This is a genomic window from Weissella sp. ESL1177, assembly GCF_058107185.1.
In genome coordinates this window covers 1,148,307-1,167,201 of record NZ_CM176591.1, presented here as the reverse complement: position 1 = coordinate 1,167,201, position 18,895 = coordinate 1,148,307, and the positions used below count along the sequence as shown (strand labels likewise).

Sequence of the window (18,895 nt, the reverse complement as noted above, 5' to 3'; positions counted from 1 at the left end):
ATATGCTAGAAATTAAAAATTTGGCAAAAACGTTTGATAATCGTGTGATTTTTAAGGGAATGGATCTAACAATCAAAGATGGTGAAGTCTTAACGATCGTTGGACCATCTGGAATTGGGAAAACAACATTATTACGTATTTTAGCAGGCTTATTACCTGCAGATCGTGGCGAACTCGTTTTAAATGATGAGTTGTTGGATATTTCTGGAAACCGTCAAGGCGCTCAAGTCGGTGTTATTTTTCAAGATTTTAATTTATTTCCTCAGTATACGGTCAAGCAAAATGTGACATTAGCACCACAATTAGTTAAGAAAATGTCTAAGCAAGATGCTGAATTAGCCGCAGAAGAGTTATTACAAAATCTTGGTTTAGAGGAACAAATGAATCAGTATCCATTTCAACTATCGGGTGGTCAAAAACAACGTGTTGCGATTGCCAGAGCATTGGCAATGAAACCAGGTATTTTAGCTTATGATGAGCCAACATCTGGACTAGATGCTGAATCAACAGCACGGGTTATTAAAGTGATTCAACAGTTAAAAACACAGGGGGTCACACAGTTAATTGTGACGCACGACTTGCCGTTCGCACAAGCCGTAGCAGATCAAACATTTGATTTTGGAACAGACGTTGCTAGAGGGGGGAGTTTATGATTAAATCAAAAATTAATTGGCGCCGACAGATTATCGGTAATGGGCTTGTTCTTCTTATTTTACTTTTAATTGGTGGCTTTTTTTGGTATCGAACAACTCATAGCCAAGATACCTGGCGTCAAGTAACAGCTGATAAAACGGTTGTTATTGGTGTTGATGATACCTTTGTTCCAATGGGTTTTCGTAATAAGTCTGGTAAATTAGTGGGTTTTGATGTTGATTTGGCTCGCGCGAGTTTGAAAAAAATTGGCTTGAAAGCTAAATTTCAAACGATTGATTGGTCAATGAAAGAAACAGAATTGAAAACAGGACATATTGATATGATTTGGAACGGATATACAATCAATCCAGATCGTCAGAAAAAAGTTGCCTTTTCAAACCCCTATCATCATGATCAACAAGTTATTGTCACGACGAAAAATCAACAAATAAACAAGCTCGCTGACTTAAAAGGTAAGCGTTTGGGTGCACAAACAGGTTCGTCAGGTCTGTTGACTTATAATCAGAAAAATAATACCTTACATAAAATTGTTGGTGCTGATGCACAACAGTATGATACTTTTGATAAAGCCTTAAACGATCTCCAAGTTGGTCGCCTGAATGCCGTGTTGATTGATGCTGACTATGCAGGCTATTATATTGCTCATGAAAAAGATCCTGATGCATTTAAAGTTATTCCGACGAAATTTGGTATTGATTCTTACGGTGTTGGTATGCGTAAAGGTGATGTGACATTACGGCACAAAATTAACCAAGCACTGGCAGAAATGAAAAAAGATGGGACAATTGATAAAATTTCACAACGCTATTTTGGTACTAATAACAAATAATGAAATATAGGTACGTCCTCATTTAAATAATTTATAAAATCGAAGTTTTACCAAATTGTTGGCACTTCGGTTTTTTTTAAACAATTTCATACGATGTTTTTTTAATCTTGGATAAACTTATTGAGATTATTGACTTTTAAAGTTAGACTAAGTTGTATAAATAGTTGCGTAGGCAGGATAGAGGGAGCTAGGGATGAAAACAGATATTGAAATTGCACAGTCGGCAAATATTTGGCCAATTGAAAAAATTGCTGATCAAATAGGACTATCGTTAGATGAATGGGAACCTTATGGACGAGACAAGGCAAAAGTTACCCTGAATCAAACACATCAGCAAAACAAGTTGGGTAAATTGATCCTAGTAACAGCAATCAATCCCACACCAGCTGGTGAAGGGAAATCAACAGTTACCGTTGGATTAGCAGATGCATTAATGCAACAACATCATCGCACTATTGTGGCATTACGTGAACCATCTTTAGGTCCGGTTATGGGGATGAAAGGTGGCGCCACAGGAGGCGGTTATTCGCAGGTTGTTCCAATGGCTGATATTAATATGCATTTTACTGGTGATTTTCATGCGTTAACCAGTGCGCATAACACATTGGCAGCATTGATCGACAATAGTCTCTATCAAGGAAATCCATTGCATTTAGACCCACGTCGTATTTTGTGGAAACGTGCCCTGGACGTCAACGATCGTGCATTGCGTCATATCACCATCGGTTTAGGGGGAGCAACATCAGGGATACCAAGAGAAGATGGCTTTGATATCACGGTGGCCTCGGAATTAATGGCTATTTTAACTCTGTCACATGATTTAAAAGATATGAAACAGCGTATTGCGAAAATTGTGATTGGCTATACTTATGATAAAGAGCCTGTAACTGTTGCTGATTTAGGTGTTGCTGGAGCAATCACAACATTATTAAAAGATGCAATCAAGCCAAATCTGGTACAAACACTAGCACATACACCAGCTTTTATCCATGGTGGTCCCTTTGCGAACATTGCTCAAGGGACAAATTCAATCTTAGCAACGAAATCTGCTTTAAAGTTAGCCGATTATGTTGTGACCGAAGCTGGATTTGGTGCAGATTTAGGTGGCGAAAAATTTCTTGACTTTAAGGTTCCTTTACTTGGGAAAACACCAGATACAATTGTTATTGTGGCAACTGTTAGAGCATTAAAAATGCATGGTGGTGAAGATAAGAAATCATTGACTGTTCCTAACTTAGCAGCACTGAAAGCGGGATTAGCGAACTTAGGACAGCATCTAAAAAGTATGGGTCGTTATGGTGTTCCTGTTGTCGTCGCAATTAATCAATTTACTGATGATACAGCAGAAGAGTTGTCATTGATTAAGGATTATGTCGCTAGTTTTGATGTACCAGCATATGTTGCGGATGTTTGGTCTCAAGGTGGAACAGGGGCACAAGATTTAGCTGCTGGGGTAGTTCAGGCAACAGAACAAGTTAAAAATTTCAAACCATTGTATAGTGCAACTGATGATGCAATGGTAAAAATAAATCATATCGTGACAGAAATTTATGGTGGTCAAAAGGTAATTCTTTCTAATAAAGCAACGAAACAATTAGCAACATTTAAAAAATATGGTTGGGATAAGCTACCGATAATAATGGCTAAAACACAATATTCATTATCGGATGATGCTAAGCAAATCGGCGTAGCTAAGAATTTTGATATCCATATTCGAGAATTTATTCCGAAATTAGGTGCGGGATTTTTGGTGGCATTAACGGGTTCTATTTTAACAATGCCAGGATTGCCAAAACATCCGGCAGCATTTGATATTGATATAGACGAAAATGGTGAAATTGTCGGCCTTAATTAAGGATAAAAAATAGCATGTAGCAGGCTGCAATGTTTTGTTACATTTTAAAGGGACGTGGATCAATTGTGAGATTCACGTCCCTGATTGTATATAACAGGACTAATGCATTAATGATATAGTTTGTTAGTACCATGAATTGCGGAAAACGCGCTGATGATAAAGTGGTACAGCATACATACGATAAACATTTTCAGAAAATTGTAGCCAAGCCAGTGCTAATAGCCAACCTGCAATGGCTGCCGCAAGATTATAATGAGGTGATAGCAGGGTCATTATAAATGTTGCAAGCCAAATTAACAATAAGCCTGTTTGACAGACAAACTGTAAGGTATTACTAGCAATCTCAGGCACAATTATTGTTAATATAAAAGATATTAGTAGCGTCATAAAAAAAGTTGTGTGGGCAGGGTAAACGATTTTCGTACCATTAGTCGCTGAATTAAAAAACAATGATAGGATGTTAATGATTAGCCAACCACTTAAACTAGTCAGTAAAATCCACATAGCGGGTATTTTAAATTTAAACCCCCATAAAAGAAAGGCCATTAAAAAAATAATGACGCCTACAGGTATGCCATGGCTAAAAAAATAAGCAGGTTTAATTATGTATTCAAGCCATTCAGGAATAATGCCTCTTGCAATGGCATGATTTATCTGCATGAACGTATTTAAGAATCCTTGATGTCCAAAAGTTAGCACTGAAATGACAATAAACAATAATAAGCTAATAATTAACGTTATGAAACGTCGGTGGGATTTTGCGATTATCATATGCCCATACTCCTTTACCCAGTTAAATTTCATGAAATACTTCCTCAACTAAGTTTAACATGTGTGTAACAAATAACACGTAAACGACTTAAAGCTTTAAATAGTTTTTACTTTGCTTAAAATACAGCTTGACAAAGCAAAATAAATTAATGTATATTTGAAGTACAAATTTAATAATATAGAGGTTGCAATCAACAAGAGTAATTTAGCTGAGTCGACGGACAGTAAGGTTAAATAAAAGGGGCGGTTGCCGAAATGATGAATATGGTGGTATTCATTGTTGGTGTGTACATTAATAGTGGGCAGACTGTCGCGGCAAAATAGTCGGCTGCGGAGAGCTATCGACAATACTAAAAACTAATCAGTTCCTAGTTTATACGATAGAAGTATAAACTAGGATTTTTTTGTTTTTTAAATGCGTTAGGCCTTTGTTTAGGAGGAATTATGGCTGATAGTCAACAACAGACGGGATACCTGAAAAGGACTATGAAAACCCGTCATCTTTCAATGATTGCACTTGGTGGAACAATCGGAACTGGTTTGTTCGTTGCCTCAGGTGCAACAGTTTCACAGGCTGGACCAATGGGTGCCTTGACGGCATATGCTGTGATTGGTGTGATGGTTTATTTCTTAATGACCAGTTTGGGTGAAATGGCGACATATATGCCAATTTCTGGATCGTTTTCAGTTTATGCAGATCGCTTTGTTGATCCAGCATTTGGTTTTGCGATGGGATGGAATTATTGGTTTAACTGGGCAATCACAGTTGCCTTAGAATCAGCTACGGTTGGTGTTGTGATGGGCTTTTGGTTGCCAAATGTACCAAGTTGGATTTGGTCAACGGCAGTTTTGGTACTAATTACGGTGATTAATTTGTTATCAGCTAAGGCCTATGCAGAAACAGAATTTTGGATGGCAATGATTAAAGTTATCGCAGTTTTGGCATTTTTAGTCGTTGGTTTGTTAATGATCTTAGGGATTATGTTTAAACAACCAGATGTTGCTCGTAATCTTTCGGCTGGTGGTCATCATGGTTTTGTTGGTGGTTTTGGTGGTATCTTATCTGTCTTCATGGTTGCAGGTTTTTCTTTCCAAGGAACAGAAATGGTTGGTATCACTGCTGGTGAGTCAGCAACTCCAGAAAAATCAGTACCAGCAGCAATAAAGCAAATTTTCTGGCGAATTTTGTTATTCTATATTCTTGCCATTTTTGTGATTGGGGCAGTTATTTACTATAAGGATCCTAACCTACTACGTTCAAGTGAATCGAATATTGCAGTGTCGCCATTTACGCTGGTGTTTAAGTCAGCAGGATTAGCCGCTGCAGCATCAATTATGAATGCCGTTATTTTAACGGCCGTTGTTTCATCAGCAAATTCAGGTCTATACGCATCTACTCGTATGCTTTATTCTATGGCTTTGGATGGTATGGCACCAAAAATATTTAAGCGTGTTAATGTTCGAACAGGTATTCCAGTGCCAGCTGTTATTGCCACAGTAGCTGTAGGGCTATTAACGTTCTTAACATCAATTTTCGGTCGCGAGATCTACTATTATCTAGTCGCTGCATCTGGTTTAACTGGTTTTATAGCATGGATTGGTATTGCCATTTCCCATTACCGTTTTCGACGTGCCTTTGTTGCACAAGGTCGTGATGTCAATAAGTTGCGTTATAAAGCAAAGTGGTTCCCTGTTGGACCAATTATTGCTTTAGTATTATCAATTATTGTTGTTGTTGGTCAAGATATGACGGCATTTAAGGGTGGCATTGCAAATTGGAATTGGCCCGGGATTATTACAACATACATGTCAGTACCGCTATTTATTGTATTGTACTTTGGTTATAAGTTTAAGAATCATACCAAGGTACGTAAATTAACAGAAGTTGATTTAGATACTGATGCCCGTCCATTAGATTAATTTAGAAGTTTGTTAGAATTAGAGCATTTTGTTCTAATTCTTTTTTTATAGCAATTATTTACGATTTATAGCTAAATTAATGGTAGCGCTTTATTCCTTAATATAAATAGGTTTTTATTTTAACAAGAAAAAAATTGTTCTAACAGTGCAACAAATGACGAGTTGAATTTGTATACAAAGAAAGTGATAAATAGTACAATGAATTTCAGATAGATAGAAATACCAATTATCTTTTACTAAGGAGAAGTTTTAAATCATGAAAAAAACCAAGATTGTTTCAACGCTTGGACCAGCCAGCTCTGATGTGGAGACGATTACAAAGATAATCGAATCTGGCGCAAATGTTGTCCGTTTTAATTTTTCACATGGGGATCATGAGGAACATTTAGGACGAATGAATGCAGTTCATGAGGCTGAAAAAGCTGCAGGCAAGAAGGTTGGTTTCTTGTTGGACACGAAGGGTGCAGAAATCCGTACAACTGTTCAAGAGCCGGGTAAGATCGAATTTAATATTGGTGATGTTGTCCGTATATCAATGGATGCTTCTATTGAAGGAACAAAAGAAAAGATTGCTGTTACATATCCTGGACTATTTGATGATGTTCATGTTGGCGGACATGTTTTGTTTGATGATGGTAAGCTTGACATGGTTATCACTGAAAAAGATGCTGCAAACCGCGAATTAGTAACTGAAGTACAAAACCATGGTATTTTGGGATCACGTAAAGGTGTTAATGCACCAGGTGTTTCAATTAACTTACCTGGTATTACTGAAAAAGATGCTGATGATATTCGTTTTGGATTAAAGAATGGTATTCAATATATCGCTGCTTCATTTGTTCGTAAAGCTGCTGATGTTCTTGAAATCCGTGAATTACTAACTGAAGCACATCATGAAGAAGTCATGATTTTCCCAAAGATTGAATCACAAGAAGGAATCGATAATTTTGATGAAATTTTGGAAGTTTCTGATGGATTGATGATTGCTCGTGGTGATATGGGTGTTGAAATTCCAGCAGAGAATGTGCCATTGGTACAAAAGAATTTGATTCGTCAATTGAATGCTGCTGGTAAGCCAGTCATTACGGCAACTGATATGCTAGATTCAATGCAAGAAAATCCACGTCCAACGCGTGCCGAGGCATCTGACGTTGCTAACGCTGTGTTTGATGGTACTGATGCTACGATGTTGTCAGGTGAATCAGCAAATGGTGCCTATCCAGTTGAAGCAGTTGCAACGATGGCACGTATTGATGAAAAGGCAGAAACATCATTGGTTATGAATGGCCGTCATGATGATCACTTTGATGCAACTGACGTCACTGAATCAGTTGCGGCAGCAGTCGCAACAGCCGCTGGTAATTTGAACGTTAAGGCCATTGTTGCAGCAACGACTTCGGGATACACTGCAAAGATGATTTCAAAGTACCGTCCAAATGCTGATATTTTGGCATTGACATTTACTGAAGATGTTCAACGTATGTTGAGTATTTACTGGGGTGTGCAACCAATCGTTTCTGAACCAGTTGAAAATACTGATGCGATGATTGATTTGGCAAAGACAGAAGCGGTTAAGGCCGGTCTTGCAAGTAAAGGTGATACAATTATTGTGACAGCAGGTATTCCTGTAACCACTTCAGGTACAACTAACTTGATGACAATTGTGACGATTGACTAAGACGTTGTTTTTAGTCATTAAAAATTTTGAAGCGCCTTGTGACTAGATGCTAGCACAAAGCGCTTTTTACATATTTAGATAATGCGCGATGACGCTATTTTGTGGTATTCTTAATTCAGTTAGAACAAAGTAAATGAGGGCTAGTCATGAGTTGGCAAAAAATTATTGTAGAGACACAGACTGAATCGATTGAAGCAATTAGTAATATTTTGGTTACCTCTGGTGCAGAAGGTGTTGAAATTGATGATGCTGCCGAATTAGATCATTATCAACCATCAGATGAAACAGTTATGGTTAAGAAGGAAGATATCATTCATCGTGCGAGTGGTGCTGCGGTTAGCGGCTATTTTGCAAATACATCAAATAGCCAATCATTAATTGAAAAAATAACGACAGCGGTTGCGCAACTTGCTGAATTTGGATTGGACGCACATCCTGGAACTGTGACTGTTCAACCGGTGACTGATACAGATTGGGCAACTGAATGGGAGAAATATTATCATCCTGTACGTGTCACACGACATTTGACGATTGTACCGAAATGGGAAAATTATGCATTGGCGCAGTCTGATGAGCAAGTGATTGTCTTAGATCCTGGGATGGCATTTGGCACAGGTACTCATCCAACAACACAATTAATGATGCAAGCACTAGAAGTGGTTGTTCGTGGTGGTGAAACAGTGCTTGATATTGGGACTGGGTCAGGTGTCTTAAGCATCGCTGCACAATTGTTAGGGACACAAGAAGTACTGGGAACAGATATTGATGAGGTTGCCGTCCAATCTGCTCAGGGAAATTTGGACCTGAATCCACAAGTAGGCCATATTACACTCATTGTTAGTGATTTGCTCCAAGCAGTGCCAGAAAAAAAATATGATATTGTCATTGCAAATATGTTAGCAGAAGTTTTGGCATTACTAATTCCGAAAGTGGGGCATGTACTACAACCTAAAGGACATCTTTTATTGTCTGGGATTTACTATGATAAACGTGACAAAATGATTTCAGATTTGGAAAACAATGGTTTTGTTGTTGAACAATCAATGAAATTAGGTGATTGGTATGGTATCATTGCTAAGTTTAAAAATGAGGATAATTAATGCAAAGATATTTTTTAACCAAGACACCACAAACAGCAGAGTTTGAACTGCCTGAAGCAGTGGTACATCATTTTTTAACTGTCTTACGAGCTCGTGAGGGCTTACAAGCGGAATTTGTGTTACCAAATCACCAAGAAATTATTATTGCGAAGGTTAGTCGAATTGAGGGCAAACACGTGGTCATGACGACTATTTCTCGCCAAGCAATAACGGTTGAGTTACCAGTTGATACAACAATTATCATTGGCTTATCTAAAGGTGATAAGCCAGAAACAGTTGTACAAAAAGCGACTGAATTAGGCGTACATCATATTATTGTTGTTGAAACAGCCTGGTCAGTTGTTCATTGGGGTGAAAGGGCTATTAAGAAAATTGCTCGTCTTAATAAAATAGCCACAGCTGCTGCGGAACAATCCCACCGTTTGCAAGTACCCGATGTATCATATGTGGCAGACATAGATAGTATTATTTTACCTGAGCGTAGTTTAAAATTAGTCGCATGGGAAGAAAGTGCCAAACAAGGTGAAACAAGTCAATTAGTGCAACAATTACAGACATTATGCCCCAATGATGCAGTATGTTTTTTGTTTGGACCTGAAGGTGGATTGGCCCCACAAGAAATTGATCAATTAAAAGCACAGGGATTTATCCCTGTTGGGTTAGGGCCACGTATTTTGAGAGCTGAAACAGCACCAATGTATGCGCTAAGCGTGCTTAGTTACGTTGTAGAATTAGATAAATAATCATTGAGCATAGGAGATTTGATATGAATAAGTTCAGTAAAACTTTTGATTGGCGTTTTTGGATTTTAATGCCAATCTTCGGTATATTGGTACCCTATTTAATTAATTTAACAGCTTTAACAGTAAATTTTAAAATTATCGTGTCGCTGTTTATCATTAATATGTTGTTTAGTGTTGTTATTGGCCGTTTTTTACGTCATACTGGTGCATTTTGGGTACTGTTGTTTGTGTGGCCAATCATTTTCCTAATATCTGTTTGGCTACAAATTAATTCATCATTTTATGGGTATTACCTTGCTGCATTATATTTGATTATTGAAATATTTGCCTTTACCAGTGGCCAAGAAGAGGAAATTGACATTGATAAGCAAATTCCAGTTGATGGTGGATTTAGTAAAATTTAATCGTGAAAATATGTCGTTAACGTGTCATCGAAGCAATTCGATGACGCGTTTTTTTTTGACAATAAATCAAAGATAGAAACTGACATGGTAAAACGGTTATGCCGTGAGATATGAGCACATTTTTGGCGCGTCACTTTTGTTTTTTAAAATACGCATAATTGTAAACTTTATGTTAAAAAAGTCCCTACAAGCCGTTAGGTCAAGCATTATGAAAATAAAAGTTGAAAAAAACAGGTGGGAAGTGGTGGGGAAAGGTGGTTGAAAGTGGGATATTGTGGTAAATTAAATGTATTGAATAGTTGAATAAATTGGCGAATTATATTTATCGCTACTTTAAATTTAGTTAGGAGGAATTAGCCGATGTTTATGGGCACTTATCAACACTCATTAGATACAAAAAATCGGTTAATTATTCCGGCTAAATTCCGAAATCAATTGGGTGAGTCATTCGTGATTACACGGTGGATGGATCATTCATTGCGTGCATACACAATCGGTGGCTGGGAAGACTTTTCAAAAAAGATTAATGCGTTACCAGAAACAAATGCAAAAGCTCGTCAATTCAAGCGTTTTGTATTTGGTGGTGCGATTGAAGTTGAATTTGATAAACAGGGGCGTATTAATCTTTCACAAACATTACGTACATATGCAAAGATTGAAAAAAATGTCACAGTGTTCGGTCTCGGAGAAAATACCTTTGAGTTATGGAGCACTGAAAAGTGGCAAGCTTATGAAGATGAAACTGCCGAAAACTTCGATGATATTGCCGATGGTTTGGAAGAACTAGGCTTTTAAAGGCTTTAGGGTCAATTTGAAAGGAATTTGAAAGCTAATGACAGAATTTAAACATGTGACGGTCTTATTGAATGAGGCGATTGCAGCATTAAATGTTAAACCTGACGGGATATATGTTGATGCAACACTTGGAGGTGGTGGTCATTCTCAATTATTAGCTAGTCATTTAATTACTGGTAAATTATGGTCTTTTGATCAGGATGTGACAGCCATTAATTATAATCAGAAACATCTTGCAAATGAATTAGCAGCAGGAAAGGTTTCTTTTATTCAAACCAACTTTCGCAATTTACAAGAGGCCTTGGTTGCAGAGGGTGTGTCATCATTTGATGGCATTGTCTATGATTTAGGCGTTTCATCACCACAATTTGATGATGGTCAGCGTGGCTTCTCATATAACTACGACGCACCATTAGATATGCGTATGGATCAATCGCAACGATTGAATGCGCGTACAGTCGTTAATGAGTGGTCATTTCACGAATTATTACGTATTTTTTCACGGTATGGTGAAGAAAAGTTTGCCAAACAAATTGCAAGAAAAATTGAACAGCAACGTGAAATCAAACCAATTGAAACAACATTTGAATTAGTAGACATTATTAAAGCTGCCATTCCGGCAGCTGCTAGACGAAAAGGTGGCCATCCAGCAAAGCGAACCTTCCAAGCTATTCGAATCGCTGTTAATGATGAGTTAGGTGCAGTTGAGGAATCATTAGCTCAGGCATTGGACATGTTAAATGTTCATGGTCGCATTGCTGTCATTACTTTTCATTCGTTAGAGGATCGTTTAGTCAAAACAATGTTTAAAGAAAAAGTGTCAATACCCGACTTACCAGCTGGATTGCCAGTTATTCCGGAAGAAATGCAACCAGATTTTAAATTAGTCGTACGCAAACCTATTTTGCCATCTGCTGAGGAATTAGAAACTAATCGTCGAGCTCATTCCGCAAAGTTACGCGTTATTGAACGTATCAAATAAAAAATAAGGAGGCTGCATTATGGATGGATTGCCCAAGTACAACAATAGCAATGTCGTGACGGAACAAATTGATCAACCAAAAATGACCAGTAAAACGAAGATGGTCAAAATGAGAATGGTTAAGCCAAAATGGGACACAATGGATTTTATGATGGTGGGTGCAGCTATCATCACGGTTGTTGTGATGTCTTTTTTGGTTATCTATATGGCTAATAAAAGTGCGGCAGCGAACACACAATTATCCGCAACCTCAGCACAATTAGAAAAAGTACGTGATAAAAATAATGACCTAAAGCAAGAAGTCAGCAACTTGTCTAGCCCAGATCGATTGAATAAAGTTGCCGAGAAAAAGGGATTAACACTAAAAAATCAAAATATAAGGAACGTAAAGTAGCATGGTAAAAAAACAACGGATGCCAAAACGTGACCAATCGGATAAAAATAGTCGCAATACAGGTAGAATTTTGCTTATATTGATGATGCTAGTACTGGTTGTGTTGGGGGTCCGTTTTTCTTATGTCGCTATCACAAAAGATGTGAGAGGTCATAAGTTAGACAAGGCAGCCCAGCTAATCTATCGTAGTCAAAATGAAATTCCGGCAAAACGTGGTGAAATATTTGATTCGGTTGGTAATCCGCTAGCTGAATCTTCAACGACTTATACATTGGCAGCCGTATTAGACAAAAGTCAAAAATCGGCAAAAGGAAAGCCGATGTATGTTAAAAAGAGCCAAGATGCAACTGTTGCGAAAGCCATTGCAAAAGTCATTGGTGGACAACCAAAAACCTATGAAGCTTCAATTAAAAATGGTCGTAAAAATGATTTACAACAAGTACAATTTGGTGAAGCAGGGACTAATTTAACAATTAAAAAGTATAAACAATTAAAAGCCTTAGCAATTCCTGGATTAGCTTTTACAACGAGCGAGTCACGTCTCTATCCCAATGGTACTTTTGCGTCAGATTTAATTGGACTGACGAAAAAGGAAACAAGTAGCGGATCACAGTCTATTGTTGGAATAACAGGTTTAGAGCAAGCTTGGAACAAACAGTTAACAGGGCGCAATGGTGTTAAAACAACTTCTTCTGATACAACAGACCGTTCGGTATCCAAAAAAAATTTAGCCGTGAAGAATGGTTATGATGTCTACACGACAATTAACATGAAATTACAGACAACACTTGAAAAAAGTATGCAAAAATTATTTGATGATATGAAACCTAAAGCAGCAATTGCTGTTGTGATGGATACGAAAACAGGTAAAATAGTGGCGACAACCCAACGTCCAACTTATAATGCGACTACAGGTGAAGGGATTGGTGATTTATGGACCAATCAATTATATGGTAGCGCATTTGAACCTGGTTCTGTCTTAAAAGGGATTACGTTAGCGGCAGCTATTGATTCTAATAATTGGCACGCTAATGATACTTATCAATCTGGTACGTTGAAAATAGGTGATAAGAAAGTTACTGATTGGAATAATGGTGAAGGTTGGGGAACAATCACTTATGCGCGAGGTATTGCTGAATCTTCAAACGTCGCAATGGCATTAACTGAACAGAAGATGGGCGCGCAAACTTGGCATAGTTATTTAGAAAAGTTTAAATTCTTAAAATCAACTCATTCTGGCTTCAATGGTGAGGCAAAAGGGAGTATTCAATTCCAATATCCAATAGAGCAAGCCAACACCGCTTTTGGACAAGCTATTTCAGTGACACCGTTACAAATGATGCAAGCATACTCTGCGATTGCTAACAATGGTAAGGAATTAAAACCGCAAATTATTGAAAAAATTGTCGATCCAAATACGAAAAAAGTGATCTCGCAACCTAAAACGAAAGTTGTTGCGCAACCAATTAGTAAGGCAACCGCAAAGGCGACTCGTAAACAATTGGAAGATGTTATTTATTCAAAATATGGATTAGGTCAAAAATATGCTATTCCAGATGTAAAAACAACTGGTAAATCTGGTACAGCTCAGATGGCAACATCAACAGGGTATTCAACACCTGGTGATAATACAAATGAAATTCATTCTTGGATGGGCATGGCCCCATCAAATAATCCACGATATTTAATGTATATTGTTACGAAACAACCGCAGCAAAATACTGATAATATTACAACAGACATGTCAGACGTATTTAAAACGGTCATGAAACAGGCTTTGGATATGTCAGCAAGTGATAATAAAGTCGTCATTAGTGCTAATCAGGAAGTTAAAGTACCAACGGTTGTCGGTGGCTTGACACAAGATGCAAAACAAGAAATGAAGTCAAATCGCTTAACGCCTGTTATTATGGGAAATGGTCAGACAATTAAGGCACAATCCCTAACTGGAGGTCAGAAGTCATTAGTTGGTCAACGAATTTTCTTAAATACAGGAGAGAACATCGCTGTGCCAAATATGAGTGGTTGGGCAAAGAGTGATGTATTAGCTTGGTCTGAGTTAGCGGATATTAAAGTCAATATTAAAGGTAACGGTTTTGCTGTTGCACAATCAGTCAAGGCGCATACAAAGTTATCTGATGGTTATCATGAAATAACGATTACATTTAAAGAGCCAAATACATCGAATTAATTTAGGTGAGTGAGAGGAGTAGTTAGATGTCGACTTTTTTACTAGGACTATTATTTGGTCTGATTGCTACTGTATTGGTAGTACCTCGTTTACGAGATTGGTTTAAAAAAATAAAGGTTGCACAATTGGTTATGCGCACAGGTGAACATGAGCCTGATCATGCTGCCAAGGCAGGGACACCAACCATGGGTGGGGCAGGTTTTATACCGGTTGTTGTCATTGGTTTTATTATATTATCATTTATGACAAGACATGTTGGCTCAACAGGTTGGGCAACCATTATTGCTATTGTTGTTTTTGCCATCGTTGGTGCATTTGATGATAGCATTAAAGTATTTAATCATCGAGATGAAGGATTACGATTTTTACCAAAGCTTTTTTCTGAAATTGCAGCAGCAATTTTAGGCGTTGTCGTGTTAGCTTTGGGAAAGTTTGATTTTTTCTTGAGCCTACCTTTCCATCTTGGTGTATGGCATAGTGTGATTGCCTATACATTATTTACTATTTTTTGGTTAGTTGGGTGGTCAAATGCAACGAATCTGACAGATGGCTTAGATGGTCTAGCATCAGGCACAGCGATTATTGCTTATGTTGCCTATTTGATTATAGCGATGATTCAAGGTGATATGACGATGGTACTGTTAGATGCGCTTATGATTGGTGCACTACTAGGGTTTTTGTTCTTTAATCACTATCCAGCGACGATTTTTATGGGTGACACAGGGTCATTGGCACTAGGTGCAGGCTTAGCCATGAATTCATTGGTATTACATCAGGAATGGTCTTTGCTGATTATTGGATTTGTTTTCATGATCGAGACATTGAGCGTCATTATCCAAGTGACAAGCTATCACTTTTTTAAAAAAAGAATTTTTTTGATGACACCAATTCATCACAGTTTTGAAAAAGGTGGCTTAACAGGTAATATCAATAAGCCATGGAATGAATGGCAAGTTAATTTCTTTTTTTGGGGAATTGGACTGTTCATGGCAATTTTATATTTGATTGTTTGGATTCACTAATCAAATACATGGGGTTAGTCCCCATATACATATCTAAAAAAAGGGGCGCTAGATTAATGAATAAACATGTATTAATAATTGGATTTGCTCGTTCAGGTGCAGCGGCAGCTAATCTTCTGCAAAGTGAAGGAACCGATGTTATTGTGTCAGATCCTAAATTAGATGAAAATGATACGAAAGTGATGACCTTAAAAGACAAAGGTGTGCAATTTACGACAGATCAATCGGCAAGTTTATTACAAGGAATTGATTTGATCGTTAAAAACCCGGGGATTCCTTACACAATTCCAATATTAGTCGCTGCAAAGGAAAAGGGACTACCCATTGTTGTTGAAGTTGCGCTTGCACAAAAATACATTCAGGATCAATGGATTGCAATCACTGGTTCTAACGGTAAGACAACGACGACGGAAATGATTGCCGCTATCTTACGGACAAAAAAGAAGGCATCTGGTCATGTGCTTGTTGCAGGGAATATTGGTGTGCCAGTTAGTGAAGTTGCCCCTAAAATGACAAAACAGGATACTTTAGTAACCGAATTGTCATCATTCCAATTAACGGGAATGCCTGAGCCAAAGCCACACATTGCTGTATTAACGAATATTTTTGCGTCGCATCTAAATTTTCATGGTACGCGTGAGAATTATATTGCAGCTAAAATGAATATTACGAAACATCAAACGGCAACGGACTATTTTGTCGTTAATTATGACACAGAAGAGTGGCGTCAACTTTCTAAAGAGACACAAGCCAAAGTTGTCCCTTTTTCACGTCAAGAAAATAGTCATGAAGGAACATTTTTAAAGGCTGGCAATCTATATTATCGAGATGAATTAATCATGTCTGCATCGGAACTTGGTGTACCAGGGGAACATAATATTGATAATGCGCTTGCAGCAATTGCTGTTGGTAAGTTAATGGGAGTGTCAAATGAGCACATTTCACAGGCATTACGCAATTTTTCTGGTGTTGCACATCGTTTGCAATTTATCGGTAAGTTTTATGGTCGACAAGTGTATAATGATTCCAAAGCAACTGACATTGAGGCTACCGAAATGGCTTTATCTGGATTTAATGTACCGGTTGTATTATTAGCAGGCGGTTTAGATCGTGGTGATGATCAAATGCGGTTATTAGCGGCAATGCGTCAACATGTTAAAGCATTGGTTGTTTTTGGACAGACAGGTAAAAAATTAGCAAAAGTTGGGCAAAAACTTGGTATACCAGTTATTTTTGCCAAAGATGCGCCTCATGCTGTCAAACCAGCGTTTGAATTGAGCTGTGAAGGTGAAATTATTTTATTGTCTCCAGCAGCAGCATCGTGGGATCAATTCCCTGACTTTGAAACAAGGGGTCAATTATTTGTTGAGGCTGTTAAAGCATTTAAAATATCAGACATTAAAGACTAGAGAGGATTAGATATGCGTATTATTGTATCGGGTGGTGGCACGGGTGGTCATATTTATCCAGCATTAGCAACCGTAAAACGTTTAAAGACTTTAGAACCAAATACTGAAGTTTTGTACATTGGTAGTGAACGTGGTTTGGAAGGTGATATTGTTCCTGAAGCGGGATTTAAATTTAAATCTTTACAGGTACAAGGTTTTCATCGTTCATTGTCTCTTGATAATTTTAAGACGATTTATTTGTTTTTAAAGGCAACACGTGAAGCCAAAAAATATTTAGTTGCCTTTAAACCAGATGTTGTTGTGGGAACAGGCGGTTATGTATCAGGACCAGTTCTTTATGCAGCACAACAAATGGGTATTCCAACTGTTATTCATGAACAAAATTCAGTCGTTGGTGTAACAAATAAATTCTTAGCACGTAAGGTGACAAAAGTAGGTGTTGCTTTTCCAGCAGCATTACCAGCTTTTAAATCCGGATTAGCAACACTAGTTGGCAATCCAAGAGCACAAGAGGTGGTTGATGGGCAAGGTAGTTTTGACTGGGAAAAATTAGGATTGTCACCTGATAAACCATCTGTATTAGTTTTTGGCGGGTCACAGGGTGCAATTAAAATCAATTCATCAATGGTAGATGCGCTAACAAATTTTGCTGATCAACCTTATCAAGTCATCTTTGTGACTGGTTCAAAACGCTATGATGATGTGAAACAAGCAATGGCTGCCAAAGATATTCATGTTGCAGCGAACATTGCGGTTGTCCCTTATATTAGTAACATGCCACAATTAATGCCAAGAGTGGCACTAGTCGTTGGACGTGCTGGTGCAACTAGTTTGGCTGAACAAACAGCATTAGGCAAGCCAATGATTTTGATTCCTAGCCCTTATGTGACGAATGATCATCAAACAAAGAATGCACGGAGTCTAGCAAACGCTGGTGCGGCTGAAATGATTACAGAAGAATCACTTTCAGGTACCACTTTGTTTGCGACCATCGATCAATTGATGACTGATGACAAGCAACGCCATATGATGGCTGAGGCAGCTATGAAAATGGGTGTCCCAGATGCAGCTGATCAATTTATAGCATTAATTAAAAGTGTTATTAAATAGACAAAATTTTTGTGAGGGGATTGTAGGAGGTCACGATGACTGATAAAAAAGAAAATCCGCATAATGATAAAGATAATGCGAATTCTTCTGATATTCAGGCACATTTAAATGCATTATTATCAGGGAATGGTGTATCATCAAAACCCAATCATTCAGCATCAGTCGTAAAAGAACAGCATCAGACGCCAACCGATCATCAGTCTGAAGACGCTGAAATAAAAAATTTAAACAGTGATCAAGTGATATCATCAGATGAAGATAAATCAGTTATAGCAGATAATCAATCAGAGAAGCTACATTCAGAGAAGTTGCATAAAGAAAGAAAAAGATTGTTGTTTTCTCATGAATGGGCTGCTATTCGTTCAATTATTGTACTTGTTATGATGGCTGCAGGATTAGTTTATTTGATATCGCCTGCCAGCCAAGTACAACATTATAAAATTGTGGGAACCCATGAGCTATCAGATAAAGTCATTTTGAATGCGGCAGGTTTACGAAAAGGGCAACCGTTATTAACAACTTTGTATCAAAGTAACTATTTTAGTCAACAAGCGAAGGATAGGGATCCGCAAATTAATCATTTAAAATTAACGTTGAAATCTGATAATACGTTACAAGTTAAGGTAGATGAAATTGTCAAAGTGGGGTATGTTAAAGCTGGCAGTAAATATTATCCCATTTTAGAGAATGGTCATATGTTAAGCAAAGGACTCAGTGATCATCAAGTAGGCGGTTTACCGTTGTATGATGGTTTTACGTCTGGAAAGCAATTACGTAAAACTTTATCTGAATTTGGTAAGTTATCTGATCCATTACGTCATGCTGTTTCAGAAATTGTTTGGGCACCAAATGCACAAAATAATCAACGTCTTTTAATTTATATGAATGATGGCAATGAGGTCTTGATTAGTGCCGATGAATTATCAAAGAAAATGAAGTATTATCCAGGCATGGTCGCTCAGCTAAATCAAAAGGGACAAGCTGATTTGCAAGTTGGCGCATATTTTACGCCATATCATCAATAAAACTAGGCACAGG

17 protein-coding genes and 1 riboswitch are annotated in these 18,895 nt (G+C 37.7%); of the genes, 16 read left to right on the top strand and 1 reads right to left on the bottom strand.

The window, feature by feature from the left end:
* Positions 1-2: 2 nt before the first annotated feature.
* From AC3B5D_RS05580 to AC3B5D_RS05570, 3 genes are all read left to right on the top strand, one after another.
* On the top strand, positions 3-653 hold the full coding sequence (locus AC3B5D_RS05580; protein WP_489840990.1) for an amino acid ABC transporter ATP-binding protein: 651 nt from the start codon (positions 3-5) through the stop codon (positions 651-653).
* Entirely contained in the window at positions 650-1,483 is an 834-nt protein-coding gene (locus AC3B5D_RS05575) for an amino acid ABC transporter substrate-binding protein (protein ID WP_489840991.1), read from the top strand. The genes AC3B5D_RS05580 and AC3B5D_RS05575 overlap by 4 nt, the downstream gene beginning before the upstream one ends.
* A gap of 193 nt (positions 1,484-1,676) precedes the next feature.
* Positions 1,677-3,338, top strand: a complete 1,662-nt coding sequence (locus AC3B5D_RS05570; protein ID WP_489840992.1) for a formate--tetrahydrofolate ligase — start codon at positions 1,677-1,679, stop codon at positions 3,336-3,338.
* A 123-nt stretch (positions 3,339-3,461) separates the two neighbouring features.
* Here the strand turns inward: AC3B5D_RS05570 and AC3B5D_RS05565 are convergent, their stop codons facing one another.
* Positions 3,462-4,109, bottom strand: coding sequence for a phosphatase PAP2 family protein (locus tag AC3B5D_RS05565; protein ID WP_489840993.1), 648 nt, complete (start codon positions 4,107-4,109; stop codon positions 3,462-3,464).
* A 171-nt stretch (positions 4,110-4,280) separates the two neighbouring features.
* A riboswitch (Lysine riboswitch) is annotated at positions 4,281-4,458 on the top strand.
* Between the two features lie 95 nt (positions 4,459-4,553).
* On the opposite strand from AC3B5D_RS05565, the gene AC3B5D_RS05560 reads away from it, so the two are divergent.
* The 13 genes from AC3B5D_RS05560 (at position 4,554) to AC3B5D_RS05500 (ending at position 18,882) form a co-directional block, all read left to right on the top strand.
* A complete protein-coding gene (locus tag AC3B5D_RS05560; RefSeq protein WP_489840994.1) occupies positions 4,554-6,029 on the top strand; it encodes an amino acid permease in 1,476 nt (491 codons plus the stop codon).
* A gap of 256 nt (positions 6,030-6,285) precedes the next feature.
* Positions 6,286-7,707, top strand: coding sequence for a pyruvate kinase (gene pyk / locus AC3B5D_RS05555; protein ID WP_489840995.1), 1,422 nt, complete (start codon positions 6,286-6,288; stop codon positions 7,705-7,707).
* A 146-nt stretch (positions 7,708-7,853) separates the two neighbouring features.
* Complete coding sequence (gene prmA, locus AC3B5D_RS05550; protein ID WP_489840996.1) at positions 7,854-8,807, top strand: 50S ribosomal protein L11 methyltransferase; 954 nt, start codon at positions 7,854-7,856, stop codon at positions 8,805-8,807.
* Positions 8,807-9,550, top strand: a complete 744-nt coding sequence (locus AC3B5D_RS05545) for an RsmE family RNA methyltransferase (RefSeq protein ID WP_489840997.1) — start codon at positions 8,807-8,809, stop codon at positions 9,548-9,550. Before prmA ends, AC3B5D_RS05545 begins: the two co-directional genes overlap by 1 nt.
* 23 nt (positions 9,551-9,573) lie before the next feature.
* A complete protein-coding gene (locus AC3B5D_RS05540; protein WP_489840998.1) occupies positions 9,574-9,954 on the top strand; it encodes a hypothetical protein in 381 nt (126 codons plus the stop codon).
* Positions 9,955-10,314: 360 nt separating this feature from the next.
* Positions 10,315-10,749, top strand: coding sequence for a division/cell wall cluster transcriptional repressor MraZ (mraZ, locus tag AC3B5D_RS05535; protein ID WP_489840999.1), 435 nt, complete (start codon positions 10,315-10,317; stop codon positions 10,747-10,749).
* Positions 10,750-10,786: 37 nt separating this feature from the next.
* The gene (rsmH, locus tag AC3B5D_RS05530; protein ID WP_489841000.1) at positions 10,787-11,731 is read left to right on the top strand and encodes a 16S rRNA (cytosine(1402)-N(4))-methyltransferase RsmH; all 945 of its coding nucleotides are present in this window, start codon (positions 10,787-10,789) and stop codon (positions 11,729-11,731) included.
* 19 nt (positions 11,732-11,750) lie between these two features.
* Positions 11,751-12,125, top strand: coding sequence for a cell division protein FtsL (gene ftsL / locus AC3B5D_RS05525; protein ID WP_489841001.1), 375 nt, complete (start codon positions 11,751-11,753; stop codon positions 12,123-12,125).
* A gap of 1 nt (position 12,126) precedes the next feature.
* Positions 12,127-14,316 carry a penicillin-binding protein gene (locus AC3B5D_RS05520; RefSeq protein WP_489841002.1) on the top strand — a complete coding sequence of 730 codons (2,190 nt, stop codon included), beginning with the start codon at positions 12,127-12,129 and terminating at the stop codon, positions 14,314-14,316.
* Between the two features lie 26 nt (positions 14,317-14,342).
* Positions 14,343-15,338 carry a phospho-N-acetylmuramoyl-pentapeptide-transferase gene (mraY, locus tag AC3B5D_RS05515; RefSeq protein ID WP_489841003.1) on the top strand — a complete coding sequence of 332 codons (996 nt, stop codon included), beginning with the start codon at positions 14,343-14,345 and terminating at the stop codon, positions 15,336-15,338.
* 56 nt (positions 15,339-15,394) lie between these two features.
* Positions 15,395-16,747: a UDP-N-acetylmuramoyl-L-alanine--D-glutamate ligase gene (murD, locus tag AC3B5D_RS05510; RefSeq protein ID WP_489841004.1), complete on the top strand. Its 1,353-nt coding sequence runs from the start codon at positions 15,395-15,397 to the stop codon at positions 16,745-16,747.
* A 12-nt stretch (positions 16,748-16,759) separates the two neighbouring features.
* Positions 16,760-17,857, top strand: a complete 1,098-nt coding sequence (murG, locus tag AC3B5D_RS05505) for an undecaprenyldiphospho-muramoylpentapeptide beta-N-acetylglucosaminyltransferase (RefSeq protein ID WP_489841005.1) — start codon at positions 16,760-16,762, stop codon at positions 17,855-17,857.
* Positions 17,858-17,892: 35 nt separating this feature from the next.
* Positions 17,893-18,882, top strand: a complete 990-nt coding sequence (locus AC3B5D_RS05500) for a cell division protein FtsQ/DivIB (protein WP_489841006.1) — start codon at positions 17,893-17,895, stop codon at positions 18,880-18,882.
* Positions 18,883-18,895 lie beyond the last annotated feature (13 nt).

Bases quoted from the DNA above. Each gene is read 5' to 3' on its own strand.
- AC3B5D_RS05565 (WP_489840993.1), bottom strand. From the start codon at position 4,109: ATGATAATCGCAAAATCCCACCGACGTTTCATAACGTTAATTATTAGC.
- AC3B5D_RS05520 (WP_489841002.1), top strand. From the start codon at position 12,127: ATGGTAAAAAAACAACGGATGCCAAAACGTGACCAATCGGATAAAAAT.
- AC3B5D_RS05500 (WP_489841006.1), top strand. From the start codon at position 17,893: ATGACTGATAAAAAAGAAAATCCGCATAATGATAAAGATAATGCGAAT.
- AC3B5D_RS05545 (WP_489840997.1), top strand. From the start codon at position 8,807: ATGCAAAGATATTTTTTAACCAAGACACCACAAACAGCAGAGTTTGAA.
- AC3B5D_RS05575 (WP_489840991.1), top strand. From the start codon at position 650: ATGATTAAATCAAAAATTAATTGGCGCCGACAGATTATCGGTAATGGG.
- AC3B5D_RS05560 (WP_489840994.1), top strand. From the start codon at position 4,554: ATGGCTGATAGTCAACAACAGACGGGATACCTGAAAAGGACTATGAAA.
- AC3B5D_RS05540 (WP_489840998.1), top strand. From the start codon at position 9,574: ATGAATAAGTTCAGTAAAACTTTTGATTGGCGTTTTTGGATTTTAATG.
- mraZ (WP_489840999.1), top strand. From the start codon at position 10,315: ATGTTTATGGGCACTTATCAACACTCATTAGATACAAAAAATCGGTTA.
- AC3B5D_RS05570 (WP_489840992.1), top strand. From the start codon at position 1,677: ATGAAAACAGATATTGAAATTGCACAGTCGGCAAATATTTGGCCAATT.
- rsmH (WP_489841000.1), top strand. From the start codon at position 10,787: ATGACAGAATTTAAACATGTGACGGTCTTATTGAATGAGGCGATTGCA.
- murD (WP_489841004.1), top strand. From the start codon at position 15,395: ATGAATAAACATGTATTAATAATTGGATTTGCTCGTTCAGGTGCAGCG.
- mraY (WP_489841003.1), top strand. From the start codon at position 14,343: ATGTCGACTTTTTTACTAGGACTATTATTTGGTCTGATTGCTACTGTA.
- pyk (WP_489840995.1), top strand. From the start codon at position 6,286: ATGAAAAAAACCAAGATTGTTTCAACGCTTGGACCAGCCAGCTCTGAT.
- ftsL (WP_489841001.1), top strand. From the start codon at position 11,751: ATGGATGGATTGCCCAAGTACAACAATAGCAATGTCGTGACGGAACAA.
- murG (WP_489841005.1), top strand. From the start codon at position 16,760: ATGCGTATTATTGTATCGGGTGGTGGCACGGGTGGTCATATTTATCCA.
- prmA (WP_489840996.1), top strand. From the start codon at position 7,854: ATGAGTTGGCAAAAAATTATTGTAGAGACACAGACTGAATCGATTGAA.
- AC3B5D_RS05580 (WP_489840990.1), top strand. From the start codon at position 3: ATGCTAGAAATTAAAAATTTGGCAAAAACGTTTGATAATCGTGTGATT.